Source organism: Limnobacter sp. UBA3528, from assembly GCF_002377005.1.
Taxonomy (GTDB): Bacteria; Pseudomonadota; Gammaproteobacteria; order Burkholderiales; family Burkholderiaceae_B; genus Limnobacter.
Genome location: NZ_DFOZ01000023.1, coordinates 19,160 through 32,645, shown reverse-complemented (window position 1 = coordinate 32,645; position 13,486 = coordinate 19,160). Strand labels below are relative to the sequence as shown.

The 13,486-nt window shown below is 52.8% G+C and carries 16 protein-coding genes; 7 read left to right on the top strand and 9 right to left on the bottom strand.

Annotated features, from left to right (window positions below; all coding sequences use genetic code 11):
* The 4 genes from B4N58_RS06850 to B4N58_RS06835 form a co-directional block, all read left to right on the top strand.
* The coding region (locus B4N58_RS06850) for a GMC family oxidoreductase (RefSeq protein ID WP_291747332.1) at positions 1–1,317 on the top strand (1,317 nt) is incomplete at its 5' end.
* 61 nt (positions 1,318–1,378) lie between these two features.
* A complete protein-coding gene (locus B4N58_RS06845) occupies positions 1,379–1,666 on the top strand; it encodes a HigA family addiction module antitoxin (protein WP_291747330.1) in 288 nt (95 codons plus the stop codon).
* 13 nt (positions 1,667–1,679) lie between these two features.
* Positions 1,680–1,892 carry an RNA-binding S4 domain-containing protein gene (locus B4N58_RS06840; RefSeq protein WP_040513673.1) on the top strand — a complete coding sequence of 71 codons (213 nt, stop codon included), beginning with the start codon at positions 1,680–1,682 and terminating at the stop codon, positions 1,890–1,892.
* Positions 1,893–1,933: 41 nt separating this feature from the next.
* Complete coding sequence (locus B4N58_RS06835) at positions 1,934–2,848, top strand: demethoxyubiquinone hydroxylase family protein (protein WP_291747329.1); 915 nt, start codon at positions 1,934–1,936, stop codon at positions 2,846–2,848.
* Positions 2,849–2,852: 4 nt separating this feature from the next.
* On the opposite strand, the gene B4N58_RS06830 is transcribed toward B4N58_RS06835, so the two are convergent.
* Positions 2,853–4,016, bottom strand: coding sequence for an acyl-CoA desaturase (locus B4N58_RS06830; RefSeq protein ID WP_291747327.1), 1,164 nt, complete (start codon positions 4,014–4,016; stop codon positions 2,853–2,855).
* A gap of 179 nt (positions 4,017–4,195) precedes the next feature.
* Positions 4,196–5,110 (bottom strand): recombination-associated protein RdgC, encoded by a 915-nt coding sequence (locus B4N58_RS06825; RefSeq protein WP_291747325.1) that lies wholly within the window; start codon positions 5,108–5,110, stop codon positions 4,196–4,198.
* A gap of 176 nt (positions 5,111–5,286) precedes the next feature.
* On the opposite strand from B4N58_RS06825, the gene B4N58_RS06820 reads away from it, so the two are divergent.
* From B4N58_RS06820 to B4N58_RS06810, 3 genes are read left to right on the top strand one after another with little or no spacing between them, the layout of a single operon-like run.
* Positions 5,287–5,847: a hypothetical protein gene (locus B4N58_RS06820; RefSeq protein ID WP_291747323.1), complete on the top strand. Its 561-nt coding sequence runs from the start codon at positions 5,287–5,289 to the stop codon at positions 5,845–5,847.
* Complete coding sequence (locus B4N58_RS06815; RefSeq protein WP_291747321.1) at positions 5,844–6,656, top strand: cobalamin-binding protein; 813 nt, start codon at positions 5,844–5,846, stop codon at positions 6,654–6,656. Before B4N58_RS06820 ends, B4N58_RS06815 begins: the two co-directional genes overlap by 4 nt.
* Before the next feature lie 50 nt (positions 6,657–6,706).
* Positions 6,707–6,964 (top strand): hypothetical protein, encoded by a 258-nt coding sequence (locus B4N58_RS06810; RefSeq protein ID WP_008252796.1) that lies wholly within the window; start codon positions 6,707–6,709, stop codon positions 6,962–6,964.
* Here the strand turns inward: B4N58_RS06810 and B4N58_RS06805 are convergent.
* The 7 genes from B4N58_RS06805 to B4N58_RS06775 all read right to left on the bottom strand — a co-directional run bounded on the left by B4N58_RS06805 (position 6,961) and on the right by B4N58_RS06775 (position 13,484).
* Positions 6,961–7,575: a hypothetical protein gene (locus B4N58_RS06805; protein WP_291747319.1), complete on the bottom strand. Its 615-nt coding sequence runs from the start codon at positions 7,573–7,575 to the stop codon at positions 6,961–6,963. The two genes, B4N58_RS06810 and B4N58_RS06805, sit on opposite strands and share 4 nt — an antisense overlap.
* A gap of 7 nt (positions 7,576–7,582) precedes the next feature.
* Positions 7,583–8,164: a hypothetical protein gene (locus B4N58_RS06800; RefSeq protein WP_008252788.1), complete on the bottom strand. Its 582-nt coding sequence runs from the start codon at positions 8,162–8,164 to the stop codon at positions 7,583–7,585.
* Positions 8,165–8,320: 156 nt separating this feature from the next.
* Positions 8,321–8,848 (bottom strand): D-Ala-D-Ala carboxypeptidase family metallohydrolase, encoded by a 528-nt coding sequence (locus B4N58_RS06795; protein ID WP_008252787.1) that lies wholly within the window; start codon positions 8,846–8,848, stop codon positions 8,321–8,323.
* Between the two features lie 2 nt (positions 8,849–8,850).
* Complete coding sequence (locus B4N58_RS06790) at positions 8,851–9,855, bottom strand: hypothetical protein (protein ID WP_291747315.1); 1,005 nt, start codon at positions 9,853–9,855, stop codon at positions 8,851–8,853.
* Positions 9,856–9,925: 70 nt separating this feature from the next.
* Positions 9,926–10,483 carry a prepilin-type N-terminal cleavage/methylation domain-containing protein gene (locus B4N58_RS06785; RefSeq protein ID WP_291747313.1) on the bottom strand — a complete coding sequence of 186 codons (558 nt, stop codon included), beginning with the start codon at positions 10,481–10,483 and terminating at the stop codon, positions 9,926–9,928.
* A 116-nt stretch (positions 10,484–10,599) separates the two neighbouring features.
* Positions 10,600–11,751: a type II secretion system F family protein gene (locus B4N58_RS06780; protein ID WP_291747311.1), complete on the bottom strand. Its 1,152-nt coding sequence runs from the start codon at positions 11,749–11,751 to the stop codon at positions 10,600–10,602.
* A gap of 2 nt (positions 11,752–11,753) precedes the next feature.
* Entirely contained in the window at positions 11,754–13,484 is a 1,731-nt protein-coding gene (locus tag B4N58_RS06775; protein WP_291747309.1) for a GspE/PulE family protein, read from the bottom strand.
* Positions 13,485–13,486: the final 2 nt, after the last annotated feature.

Below are 13,486 nucleotides of genomic sequence, written 5' to 3'. Positions count from 1 at the left end.
GGCGACGAGGCCTGGAACTGGAACAATTGTTTGCAAGATTTTTTGGCGCACGAAAGCAACTGGCGTTACGACAACCCGCATGCCGAGTTGGCCGACACAGACCTACGAAAGTTTCACAGTGGCAAGGGTGAGTGGCGCGTCGAAAAGCAGCGCCTGCGTTGGGAAATTCTGGAAGCGTTTTCTGAAGCAGCGCAACAGGCAGGCATACCCGCCAGCGACGACTTCAACCGTGGCAATAATTTTGGTGTGGGCTACTTTGAAGTGAACCAGCGCAGCGGCTGGCGGTGGAACACATCCAAAGCCTTCTTGCGCCCAATCATGAAGCGGCCCAACTTAACCGTGTGGACCGAAGCGCAGGTTAAAAATCTGCTCATCGAACGCAACGCCAGTGGCGAACTGGTGTGCAATGGCGCGCAGGTGGTGAAGGGCGGTGAAGAAGTGGCGGTGAAAGCCGTGCGTGAAACCGTGCTGTGTGCGGGTGCAATTGGTACGCCGCAAATTCTGGAGCTATCGGGCATAGGGCAGGGCAGCCTGCTGCAGCAACACGGCATTGACGTAAAGCTGGACAAACCCGGCGTGGGTGCCAACCTGCAAGACCATTTGCAAATACGTGCAGTATTCAAAGTGCAGGGCGTTAAAACCCTGAATACACTGGCCAACAGCCTGTGGGGCAAGGCGCAAATTGGCATGGAATATGTGTTCAAGCGCAGCGGCCCCATGAGCATGGCCCCCTCGCAACTGGGCGCATTCACCAAAAGCAGTGCCGACCGGCCATACCCCAACATTCAGTACCATGTGCAGCCGCTGAGCCTGCCCGCGTTTGGCCAGCCCCTGCACAACTTCAATGCCTTCACGGCCAGTGTGTGCAACCTCAACCCCAGCAGCCGCGGTTCGGTGCATATTAAAAGCAGTCGGTTTCAGGATGCACCCGCCATTGCGCCGAATTACCTCAGCACTGAGGAAGACCAGAAAGTGGCGGCCGATTCCCTCAGGGTGACGCGCAACATTGCGCAGCAACCCGCCTTGGCCAAATACAAGCCTGAAGAATTCAAGCCCGGTGTGGAGTTTCAAACCGACGAAGAGTTGGTGCGTTTGGCAGGCGACATTGCCACCACGATTTTTCACCCGGTGGGTACGGCAAAAATGGGTGCCGCCAACGACCCCGCTGCGGTGGTGGATTCCCGCTTGCGGGTGATTGGCGTGAAGCACTTGCGCATTGCCGATGCCAGCGTGATGCCCACCATTACCAGCGGCAATACCAACAGCCCCACGCTGATGATTGCCGAGAAAGCGGCAAGGTGGATACTGAATGGATGACTGACTTTGTATCGTTATGCGATACAGGTTAAGATCCTCGTATTAGCAGGATCGAACGAATATGAGTAATATGCACAACCCTCCACATCCAGGCTTAACCATCAAGTTTGATGTGTTGCCGTCGCTTGGCATTTCAGTGACAGAGGCGGCGTTGCAGCTTGGTGTGTCGCGAGTTGCATTTTCCCGGATGATAAATGGAAAAGCTGCGATCAGCGCAGACATGGCGATTCGCCTTTCTCAATGGCTGGGAGGCTCGCCTGAAGTTTGGTTACAGCAACAACTTCAATACGATCTTTGGCATGCCAAGCAAGCGAGTAAATCCAAAGTACGCCGATTGATAGCAGCCTGAATGAAGGAACAATATGAACGAAGTCATCATCAACAAAGAACCCGTTGAGCTGTACAAAATCCTGAAGTTTCAGGGTTGGTTGTCCAGCGGCGGCGAAGCAAAAAATGTAATCGCCGACGGCCATGTACTGGTCAACGGTCAAATTGAAACCCAGAAACGCAAGAAAATTGTGGGTGGCGATGTAATCGAGTTTGACGGTGTGAAGTACACAGTTAAACTGGGATAAGTGGTTTTTCCCAAAGCAGTTTCAATCAAGGCAGTACGGTCATGGCAGTTAAAGACCCGCAAGTTGTAAACCAATCCCAATGTGTTGAAGTGTATTTCGACGGCTCATGCCCCATGTGCCGCCGTGAAATCGCGGTGTATCAAAACATAACGCCCGATCAGCCCATTGCCTGGGTGGATGTCTCCAAACCCGACACGCCACTGCCCCAAGGGCAATCCAAAGAACAGCTCATGGCGCGTTTTCACACGCGCACGGCGCAAGGCGAATTGCTCAGTGGTGCTGCGGCTTTTGTGCATGTGTGGGCGCAGTTGCCGGGTTGGCGGGTGTTGGCATGGCTGGCCAAGGTACCGGGCATGTTGTGGGTCATGGAAAAGGCGTACAACGGCTTCTTGCCCGTTCGCCCTGCCATTCAACGCTTTATTTTGAAATTCGACACCAGCCATTTGCCGCCCACTTTGGTGGCTGACCTTCGCACTGACCACGCCGGTGAAACCGGGGCAGTGTGGATTTACAGGGGCATTTTGGCTGTTTCAAGAAACCCTGAAATTCGCACATTTGCCAGTGAACACCTGCAAACTGAACAGCGCCATTTAAACGCCATGAACACGCTGCTGCCGCTATTTCGCCGAAGCTGGCTGTTGGTGCCCTGGCGCATTGCAGGCTTCCTTACCGGGGCATTGCCTGCCCTGTTCGGGCCGGTTGCGGTGTACCGAACCATTGCTGCGGTGGAAACTTTTGTGAACCTGCACTACCAGGAACAAATCGAAAAGCTGACGGCTTTGGGAACCCACCAGGATTTGAAAGCGCAGTTGATTGAGTTTCAACTGGATGAATGCGCGCACCGCGACGAGGCCGCCGCAAAAACAACAAAGCCCGGCGGTTTAATCGCCAGGCTTTGGGTAAGTGCTGTTGGGTCAGGCTCCAAGGTTGCAGTCACCTTGGCCCGTTTCATTTAACTGATCAGGCAGTCAATGCCGGTTTTTGAACCTGGCGAACCAGTGCTTGCAAGCGCTTGCGCTGCAGGCGCATTTCAACTTCCATGGCTTTGAATTTGGCTTTGTAGGCCGCCAGGGTTTCGCCATTCTTGATGGCATTTTTCGTGTCTTGGTACCAGGCTTCTTTCAGTTTGGCCCAGTCTTGCAAGGCCTTGCTGTAGTGCTCATATTCCTGAGCAAGGCGGGCTTTCATGGCTTCAACATGCGCATGCATTGCGGTGGGCTGTGCCTGCATTTTTTCTTCGGCACGCTTGAATTGCATCGCGATGCGTGCTTTTTCAATGGCGAACTTGTCGCAGCGCTTCAGGTTCTTGGTCAAGCCCACAAACGACAAACCAGCGATCAGCCATTTGGTGGGGTCGATGTGAAACCACTTGATGCCGTTGCGATAGTCGTATTGAAACAGGTGGTGGTAGTTGTGATAACCCTCACCGTACGTAAAAATCGCCAGGAAATCGTTGTCGCGCGCGGTGTTCTCGTCGGTGTAAGGGCGGCGGCCCCAAATGTGCGCCAGCGAATTGATGAAGAAGGTGGTTTGGTGGCACCACACCAGGCGCAGCAAACCGCCCAGCAGCATCACGCCCCACAAGTCGCCAACCAGGTAACCAATCAAGGCAGGGAACAGAAAGTTGATGCCCAAGGCCAGCGCCGTGTAGTGCTTGTGCTGGAACATCACCAGTGGGTCTTTCAACAGGTCGGGTGAATTGCTGAGGTCTTCCTTGCCTGATTCGTATTTGCGAATCATCCAGCCCATGTGCGAGAACCAGAAGCCACGCTTGGCCGAGTAGGGGTCGTGCTCGGTGTCGTCTACATGGCGGTGGTGCGTGCGGTGGCCCGAAGCCCAAATCAAGATGCTGTTTTGTACGGCCATGGTGCCGAAAAACATCAACACAAAGCGAACTGACCAGTGGGCTTCGTAAGTGCGATGGGCCCACAGGCGGTGGTAACCGGCGGTAATCGAAATACCATTCAGAATGGCCAACACCACGAAAGACACCCAGGCAGCCGTGCTGTAGTCGTTGTACCAAGCGTAGGCAGGTACAAGAATAAGTGCAGCAATGGTGGTTCCAAACAGGGTAATTGCGCCGGGCCAGTGGATCGGGCTGTTGGGGTCAACTCGTGTGGTCATTGAAGGTTGGGTTTTACCAGTTGGTTCAAAGGATGAGGGAATCATACTGATTCTTGACCTTGGCATGAACCCAAATTTAAATATTTAATAATTGTTCTTGATTGTTGAGGTACAGCCGCAACGAAATCTTGAATTTCGAAGCGGCTAGAGTTAACACTTGTGCACTGGGTTTCTAAAAATTAGGCAGCCAGTTGCGAATTCGCGCCAGTTAGTTCTCCACCCAACACGTCAATCAAACCGGGAATCAGCTTTCTCAATTCGCCGGTCATCAGGGCAAAGTCGGAGTCGAATGCGTCGTCGTCGGCACTGAGGGCAGCCTGTTCCTTAATCACATCCAAAGGCGCAACCCGTTTCACCTGCAGGTTTTCATGCAGCACAAAGGAAACTTTGTCAGCCCAGGTCATGGCCAGCTTGGTGACGTCCTTTCCGCCTTTAATGTGCTTTGCAATTTCCTCTGATTCCAGAGAGTGCTTTACATAGCGCACAGTGGCCGCTTGTTCGCCGCGGCTTTTCAGTTCGCAATCCTGGTCTACGGTAAAGGGGGGTGGGTTGTCGTTCTCAGCCAGCCAGGCGGTCATGGCCACGGTGGGCGATGTTTTGGTTTTTACCAAGGCCATGGCCACACCTTCCACGCTTTTCATCAGCATGCCGATCAGCTCATCGGCCTTGGCCGGGCTGGCTGCATCAATTACCAGCCACTTGCCCTCAAGGTCGATCCAGGCATTGATTCGGCTGCGAATGGCAAATGCGCGTGGCAGCAGTTCGTCGGTTACGGCTTCCTTGATTTCTTTCATTTGCTTGCGGCCGGGCTTGTAACCTTCGCGCTCTTCAATTTCCGCAGCGCGTGCTTTGGTGAACTGGTTGATCACCGTGCTGGGCAACAGCTTTTTTTCAAGGCCCAGTGAAATCAGCAATTGTTGGCCACTGCGGTGTACAAACGGTTCGCCTTCGGCTTTTGGGGATACCCAGCCGCGCGTTTGCAAATCCATACCACCGCAGGCTTGCAGCGCTTGTTTGGCCAGTTTGTCTTCCAGCGATTCGGGGGTTTCTTCCCATTTGGTAAGGCGAAAGATGAACAGGTTTTTAAACCACATGGCTTTGCTCGTTGAAATAGAAAAAGGGCTGGCAGTGTAACGCAAAAAACCAAGGTGCAGCCAGTCGGCTTGAAGCCCGCCCAATGCCTGAACAAATTTTCACCGGCCTTTCTATTTGATAGTAGTATTTCGATGCGCTGTCATCAAAATACTCACAACATAGTCGGTACAACCGAATGCACCTTACGCCGTTTCGCTGGATTTGGGTTTTGTGCCTGCTGCCTTTGGCAAGCAGTTGCAGCACGCCGCCTCAGCGCGATTTCGCCGATACCCTCAGCATGTTCGAAGAGCTTCGTCAACAATACGACGTGCCATATTCCCGAATGGGTTTTCAGAAAAGCCCTCTGTTTGCCTTTGCCAAAGGCAAAACACAGATTGTGATTGACGAGGCCTTTTCCGAGGGGCTTAGCGACGCAGCACTGCGTTATGTTTTTGTGCATGAACTGGTGCACCTGAAATACGACGACCCTCGGCGTGGGTATGATTTGTTGAAACGCATTCACCAAACCAACGCCAAAGACACCGAACTGATGAACAATGCCTTCATGACGCTTTTGGGCGCCTATGGTCAAGACCCTGAATTTAAAGGCTTTCTTGATCAAGTTGAAACACGGGCCAACCACTATGCAGCACAGCATTTGATTGATCGTGGCGAGAACCCCTGCAAGGCCATTGCAGAAATTGAACAGTACACCGGTGCACGCTTTCGGTTTGGCACTGAAGACCTGTGCAAATGATCCAACTGCCCGAACGCATTGTTTGCCTCACCGAGGAAACCACCGAGTGGCTTTACCTGCTGGGTGAAGAACATCGAATTGTCGGCATTTCAGGCTACACCGTGCGCCCTCGCAAGGCCCGCCTTGAAAAACCCAAAGTAAGCGCGTTTCTAACCGCCAAGATTGATCAAATACTGGCCCTGAAGCCCGATTGCGTATTCGGTTTTTCTGATTTGCAGGCTGACATTGCCAGCGCGCTGATTCGCCATGGCGTTCAGGTGACAGTGTTCAACCAACGTTCGGTGCCCGAAATTTTCAGCATGATGTACCAGGTGGCCGCCATGGTGGGGGCCGCGGAAAAGGGCCTGCAGCTGATTGCTGAAATTCAGGCGAAAGTGGAAGTCATTCGGGCTGAAACCAGGCAGTGGCCCGTGCGCCCCAAGGTGTATTTTGAGGAATGGGACGAGCCACCAATCAGCGCAATTCAGTGGGTAAGCGAGTTAATTGGCATTGCCGGGGGCGACGATTGTTTCCCCGAGCTGGCCACGCAAAGCCTGGGCAAGAACCGCATTATTGCTGACAGCAGCGAGATTGTTCGCCGCAACCCCGACATTATTATTGGTTCGTGGTGTGGCAAAAAGTTTCGTCCCGAAACCGTGGCTGCGCGGGCAGGGTGGGGAAATGTGAGTGCGGTGAAGCACCAGCAAATTTTCGAGGTGAAGTCGCCTTTGATTTTGCAGCCGGGGCCTGCAGCGCTGACCGACGGCCTTGCTGCGCTGCATGAAATTATTCGTCAGTGGCAAACCCAGCAGCACAGGAATGGCTTGTAATTTTGTACAGAAGTTGTAATGTTGAGTGCCAAGGTGCGGAGGACTGCAGCATGACTCTACTCAACCCCACAAAGCCAAGGCTTGCAACCCGAATACTGGCGGTGATTTTTACCATGGTGGCTGTGTTGGTCATCAGCTTCTGCGCCGCGGTCATGTCGATCATCTACATGCATGCCGATGAAAACGGCATGGTTCCACAGGCGTTTTCGCTCAGCAATCAGCTGTCTCAACCCATTATCACCATACTGCCACCTCAGCAGCCAGGCTCCAACGCGCCCAGCCACAAAGCACCCCAGTACAATATTTAAAAAACAATCTGTTCGGGGTGTGGGCCAATTTCATGCCGGTTGGGTTGGGCATCCAGAATTTTGACCTGTGCAGGATCGAAGCTGGCAATGAAGTGGTGCTTGCCAGCAGGCGTGGTGGTGAAGGCCACTGGGTGTACCAGTACCGAGCATTGCAACAGGTCGAACACCACGGGCAAATGCTCCGGGCATTCCGGCATAAAGCGAAAGGGTTTGCGCCAGTCGATTTCGTCTTCAGGCATTTTTTTGAATACGCTACACGCGCGGTAAATGTCGGCCACTTCTGACACCACTTCTTTCGACACGCGCGACAAATTCACAAACTGGGTTCCACTGTCTTCACCCAGGTCTTCAAGGTGCACTACGCCGGGTTTGCGCGGCGTTTCAATACCAACTGTGATGGTTGCTGTGGAAAAGTAGTGGCCTGCTTTTTGCGCCTGCGCCAAAAGTTCACCCAAGGCCATGTAGGCATTGCGGTTACCGTACAGGGCATTGAAAAAGTTTTTCGGAATGCGGCCTGCAACGGGCAATTTGTAATCAGAAAGTTTCAACTGGCTGGGTGGGGCCTTGGGGCCGCTCCACACAGCAATCAGTTTGACCTCGGTGTAATCCATGTTGTGTTCATGACGCCATGTGTTTGTATTTAAGTGGGTACTTCTGAATCAACAGCTTTACTGCGTCTATATCGCTCAAGGGCGGCACTTGGTTACGTGCCCGGTATTCTTGGTGAACAATGTCCAGCCACAAATAACAGACTTCGGGTTCTTCCATTCCGCTGGCCAGCATGTGGCGCAGCCTTTCCAGCACAATACCCACTTGCGGTGTGGCGTTGCCAGAACCGTTCAACCACCGGTAACCTGAACCTGCACTTCGACCCAACAATTGCCCAAAAGTGCTTTCGGTGACTTTCGTTTTTCCGAACACCCGTTGAAACATTTTGTAGGTGTCTTCCAGGCTGAGCTCGTTGTTCAAGGGAACCAGCGATTCATGGGTTTCGTACAGCCTTAAAATTAATGCAACCGTGGGATCGAGCAGTTCATCGCTGGAATTTCCCTCGGGCGGGCGAACAATTGAATTGAATTTCGCCTGGGTACTGATACCAAACAAGGCGCACATTTTAGACACAGTTAACCCGTATTTCTGCTTGAACAGGTTGAGGTATGCACCTGTGCGTGGCTTGTTTTTATTGTTAATTTGAGGCATGGCGCGTGATAAAGCAATCTCGTGGGTTAATGATGATACGGAATCAAGACTCTCAAATTGTAATTTGAGTTAAAAATCATTATTTAACACAAATAGACAACGTATCATGTCGCTTTGTGGTTGACTCGAAGTCGCTCAAGTTAATGAATTTAATCACTATTTCGAGCGCCACCGGGTGGCATGATCGCGAATGTCGAAATGTACATGGCTTCTGTAAACACCAACCCCCCCGAATGCGGGGTACTGTAGGATTTTAGCCAATTGATCAATATTCACACCAAGCGGTTTGATGTCCATGGCGTAAAACTGCCCATGTTCGTCGGGCAAATGGCGTGAGTTTCGGGCTGCACCTTCGGTGATGGAATTGGTGTGATGGGTTCGCAAACCCGAAGTCACTTCAAACACGGTGTAGGCATGGTGCTCTGCCAAAACAACCTGGGCCCATGCGGCCAGTTGTAGCATTTCAACATTGGGTACGCCCACCCGGTTGGCTCGAACATCGCGAAGCATCCAGGCGGCTGTGCGAAAACCATCGGGAGTGCTGAAATCAATTTGAAAGCGGTCAGAACCGCGTTGAATATCCAGCAAGGTGTAGCTTGGGGTTTGCGTGGCCCACGCCAGTTTGTCGAAGTGCGCCGCCAGCGAAACTGAACTTGCTGCAGCCAGAAACTGTCGCCTGTTCATGATTAAGGCACCGCGGGCGGGGTGCAGGCCTGGTTACCGTTTTGGCAGCAGCTGCTGAGAATGGACAACTGCGCGGGCGGGTTGGCATTGGGGTTGTACACGCAGCGAATAAAGGCACTGCCGCCGCCGCCAGCACCTCCACCTGTGTCGGCATCGACCGCAACAAAGCGATAGCCCACTGGCGTGTCGTTGAAAATTACGGTGGTGCATGAATTGCTGCTTTCCACCCAGTTCAAGGTTCGGTTGCCTCGGCAAAAATCAACATCGGCAATCGGGTTGCGTACATCGTACCGCGAGGCCAGGGCACCCACGCGCACGCCGGGTATGCCGGCAGGTGTGTTGGCGTCATTCGCGCCATCGCCGTCGATGTCTAGTGCCACTGTGAAGTTGCCGCCAGCACTGGTGGCGGGGGTGTCGGCTTGCAGTGTCACAAAGCCGTTACCGCCCATAAAGCTAAGCATGTCGCCAGCAATGTCGTTGTCGAATTCGCCGGCGGCACCGTCTTGCCCGCCAATCGTGACAGGTTGGCTTAGGGTGATGTAGCCCTCAATGCGGCAATTGTCGGCTGCCATGGAGCAGCCTGCCGGCAAAATTGACAGGCGTGTAATAAATTGACCATTCGACGCCGCAGGGCGGTTCACAAAGCTGGCGGGCAACAGGCCCACGTCGATCAGGTTTTCAATGGTGGGGGTTAACTTGCTGCCCTCGTTGCCTGTGACTGGGGTTTCAGGCAGGGTGACATCAGTAATGCCATCGTTGTTCAAGTCGACTTGTAGGTCGCCAGGGGCAGAAATGCCGCGCCGGTACAAATCGGTATAAGAGTTCAGTGCGTCGCCAACCTGGTTGAGTTGATCAGCCTGAATTTTCGCGACAGATGTTTTTGCAGAACGTGCTTGTTGTTGAACCACAGCGAAGGCGATGATGGCACTGATGATCAGCACCAACGCCAGCTCGATGCTGAGAAAGCCAGTGTGCTTGGGGTTGCTGTTTTTCAGTGAGTCAAGCATGGGTAATTCGCCTTGATTCAAATGAACAAGGGGGCAAAGTTGCCCCCTTGTTGGACTTCATGAGATGTGATTAACGACGGCCGAAGGTGATATCGAGGTTAGCTACAACATCAGGATCATCGCCGCAAACAAGAGCAGCGTTTACCAAGCTCATAGGACCATTATTACCAGTTCCGGCTAGTTCCCACGTCCCTTCGGGTCCTGTGATTGTTGTGGCCGCGTCACCAACGGCGAGTACGATATCTGTACACTGATCGCCTTCAACTCCATCCCAGCTCAGAACTGCCAAGTTAACTGGATCCGTTGCGTCAGCAGCTAAACCAATAGTTTGACCGTAACTATTTAATTGGCCGTTTGACTGAAGGATACCCAGTGTTGCCGCTAAATCAGCAGTAAGTCCAGTGTAGCCACCAGCGCCACCATTGATACCAACCTTCTGCTTGGTCTCACTGATCACTTCAGTAATCTGCTTGATGTTGTCCTGTACTTCAGTACGACGTGCATTGTTTTGGAATGCAATAAAAGCTGCAGCAGCAACAATCGCCGCAATGATCAGGCCGATTGAAACTTCAATCAAGGTAATACCGCTTTGTTTGCGGCGGGCATTCAGTGTGTGCGATGTAATCATTTTTTGATTCCTCTCCGAAGGGAAATTGTGTAGTACGTGTTGGCCCAAGCATTCCGTATATATACCAACAGACGAATTAATTGTAGATCAATCAGTTGTGGTGTCAAGCACTTATTTCAACGCATGCGTTGCATTCTTTTCACAGGGTCCAGTTCCTCAGTCATGCTTTGGCTGATCGACAGCTGGCCCACATACAAGAACACCACCACAGCCGCAGCAACACTCAGCAACACGGCATTCAAACCCTTGGCGGTGTTGCCAATTTCATTGCGAATGTCTTCACCACCTTCGGTGCCCAGTTGAATCAGAATTTTGTCGAATTGCGGGTTGTTGCGAATGGTGGTCGCCAGGCGCGCCAGCAATTTCGGGCTCATCAGCCCTTTGCTGAATGCAGGTATGTAATCGGTGGGGGCTACGTTCAAGTGGTTCATGATCTTTTTCAAATGCCAACGCATCCACGGGTCGGCATTGCGTTTCAGCGTGTCCAGTGCCGAAGACAAAGTGGCTCCGCTTTTCAACAACACCGCCAGCGAGGTCACCAGCAGGCTGACTTGAAAGTCGCGGTAAATGGACAACGGCAACAGAAAGGGTGCCACTGGAAACAGCAAGAAGCCCCAGCCTTGTGGTACTTGCTCCAATTGGCTTCGCAAATTGCCTTTCCAGCGGGGCAGCGCATAAGTAAATGCGGCGATAGCACCAATAACACCAGCCACGATCAAACCGCCATGAGAGGCAACAATTTCCGACACGATTCGAACCGACATATTGAACGGGGTCCACACCTCAGGCGGTGCCACTTTCACAATAATCGGAATGGACTGCGTGGCCAGCACGTAGCTGAAACCTGCCACACCAGGTATCAACACCATGGGCGGGAAAATGGCTTTCCAAATCACGCTCTTTGCTTCTTTTTGCGATTTAATCGCTGCGGCCAATGCACGCAAGGTGCCAGGTTTGTCTTTGGCTTCGTCTACAGCCGCTAACATCATGCGGTCGTTCTGCGGCATTACGGTGCCCAGAATTTGGCTGATCAAAAAGTCGTCGCCCAAACTCAATTTGCGAACCATTAGCTTCAAGGCCGCCTCTCGGCTGCTGTTGCGGGTTCGCTTGTGGCGGGCTATTTTCAGCTCTTCTTCCAGAAAGGTTTTGAACTGCTCTTTGTTCTCAATCGATTTGGCAAGTTGTTCGTAAAATGCCTCGCGCTTGCCGCGAAAGTCCATCAAGTTGATGGCATTGAAAAAGTTGGTGAATTTCTTTTTGAATGTCATGTTCAGGTGTAAGCCGCTGTTTCGGCGCGGTCTGCGTCGTTCATGATTTCGAAACGGTCAAAGCTGTCAAAACGTTCGCAGTGGCGGGGGTCTACTTCGCCCAGCAGCGCTTTGTACAGGGTGTGTTCAAACACGGTTTTGCCGTCCATGTTCTCGGATCGGAAATTGCCATCCGATTTCGAACGGTAGTACATCATGGCCTCGTAGTCTTTGCCTTGGCGTATCAGGTTCAGCCACTTGCGGTCGGGCGTCAAAATTTCTGCGACCACGCTCAATCCCGCAGTACCGCGGTGTTTGCACTTGGGGCAGCCACCTTGCTTCTTGAAGTAGAACAGGTCGCGCTCCAGTTCAAAGCGGGTTTCCAGGGTGTCGAGTACTTCAAATACATGTTCGGAATCAGGCATGCCTTGTTGGTACAGGCGCCCACCGATTTTGCAATGCGGGCACAGCTTGGGCACCAAGGCCTGATAAACCAGCAAGGTCAAAATATTGGGGTTGGTCAGCACGTCGCGACTCATCCCGATTTCTTCGTTGGTAAGGCGCGGCACAATGCCCGAGATCAAATGCGCATGCACGGTACCGCAGGCCATGTGGCCAGTTTCAACAATTTGCTGCGCTGAAATCGCAGTGGCCGGGTCACGAATTTCACCCATCAACACGCAGCCGGGGTCAGCACGCATCAGGCCTGCAACCACTTCGGCGTATTTGGCCGCTGAACCTTTGCGGTCGAGCAAGTCACGCTGAATCGGAATTTGGTGCACGCCGCGCAGCGGGTATTCCACCGGGTCTTCAATGGAGTAAAACGCATCCGTGCCATTGCCAGGGTGCGTTTCAATGAAGGTTTTCAGCGTGGTGGTTTTACCCGAACCTGTAACACCCGCAAAAATAATAGTGCCCGAAGGTGTGTTGGATGCGCTCTTTAACTGCTTCATGTGTGAAGGGGCGTAACCCAACTGCTCGTAGCTGAGTGTGGGTGCGTCAATATCAACATACAGCAAGCGACACACCACTTTGATACCGGCCCAGCCCCGCATTGATTGATAGCGCATGGCCACACGTTTGCCACCCACCTCGCGGGCAGCGATCATGCAGTACAGGTTTTCGCCCACCGAGAATTGACTGTTGCTGTTGGAACCCTTGCCCGATGCATTGTTGTACGCCCAAGCCACAGCGCGTTCCGCCTGTAGCGGGGTGTACACACCGCCTTGCTGATCGCGCAAAAATTCAAGTTCGCCATCCACGCGAAGCTTCACTTCGGCAATGTTATTGACCACTTGCACGTGAATGTCGGTAGCGCGTTCCTGCACAGCCAAGGCCACCCAGGATTCAAAAATTTCTTTGGCTTTGGACTGCGCCACTGCCGGGTCTTCTTCCCCGTCAGTGCTGTCGATCTTGGTTCTGGAGTTCTCAATTAGATGTTCGATGACGCCGCCGCCACAACCAATTTCAGGGCGCTCGAAAGTAAATTTCTCGGCAATCAGCTTGCCGCGCAGGTGTGAAATGAAAGGGCGAATCTGCGCGAGTTTTTCGGCATCGTACAAAATGATTGCGCGCTTCACGCCAGTTTCAATGGCACACACATGTTTTTCTACAGCGGCTGGCAGCTTCAGTAAAGCTCCTGCACTGCCGTCGGTCAGCACGCGCGAAAACGCGGGCAGTTCACTGAGTTTTTCAACTTTCAGCGACTTCTCCGCCTGCGTGGCCAACACATTCAGTGCCGGGTCTCTTTTCATGA